The sequence below is a fragment of the Polaromonas sp. P1_E3 genome (assembly GCF_056405935.1).
Genome location: NZ_JBFUBD010000695.1, coordinates 1 through 965, shown reverse-complemented (window position 1 = coordinate 965; position 965 = coordinate 1). Strand labels below are relative to the sequence as shown.

The 965-nt window shown below is 63.2% G+C and carries 1 protein-coding gene; it reads left to right on the top strand.

Features of this window, described 5'->3' with window-relative positions:
- A partial coding sequence (locus AC1D0Z_RS22860; protein ID WP_477660419.1) for a site-specific integrase occupies positions 1-937 on the top strand: 937 nt, incomplete at its 5' end.
- Positions 938-965: the final 28 nt, after the last annotated feature.

The window sequence follows — 965 nt, the reverse complement described above, 5'->3', positions numbered from 1 at the left end:
CAAAAGCGCCCTGCGCTATTGGGCCGCTTGGTACGGCATTCGTTATGGTGGCCAGATCCAGCTGCCGGTGCCCTCCCCTTGTGTGCTGCAGTTCATCGTGGATCACGCCGAACGGACCACGGACAAGGGCCTGACGTCCGAGCTGCCGGCGCTGATCGACCAGACGCTGGTCCAGGCCGGCTACAAAGGAAAGCTGGGAGCGCTAGCCCACAACACCCTGGTCCACCGGATTGCCGTGCTGTCCAAGGCGCACCAAGTGCGCGAACTCAAAAATCCCTGCCAGGATCCCACGGTGCGCGAGCTGCTGTCACGCACGCGCAAGGCCTACGCCAAGCGCGGCGCCCTCCCCCAGAAGAAAGAGGCACTGACCAAGGATCCCCTGCAGGCCATCCTGGCCACCTGCGACGACTCGCTGCGCGGCAAACGGGATCGCGCCTTGCTGCTGTTTGCCTGGGCCAGCGGCGGGCGCCGGCGCTCCGAAGTCACCGGAGCGGACATGCAATTCCTAAAGCCGATTCCCGAGGGCTTTGTCTACAACCTGGCGTATTCGAAGACCAACCAGGCGGGTGTGGATCTGCCGGAAAACAATAAGCCGCTGCTGGGCGCGGCGGCCGCGGCGCTTGCGACCTGGCTGCAGGCTAGTGGGATTCAATCGGGGGCGATTTTTCGGAGCGTTCGCAAAGGGGGCCATCTGGGCGAAGCGCTCTCCCCCGCCGCGGTTCGCGCCATCGTTAAAGAGCGATGTGAACTCGCGGGAGTCGGCGGTAGTTATTCAGCGCACTCGCTGCGGTCAGGTTTTGTGACCGAAGCTGGGCGGCAACAAGTGCCGCTGGCCGACACCATGGCGATGACGGGGCACCAAAGCGTGGCAACAGTTATGGGGTACTTTCGCGCTGATGCCTCAATTTGCAGTGCCGCAGCGAATTTGCTGCCTTGATGGGTCTATAACGACGAAAGGTGGGAGG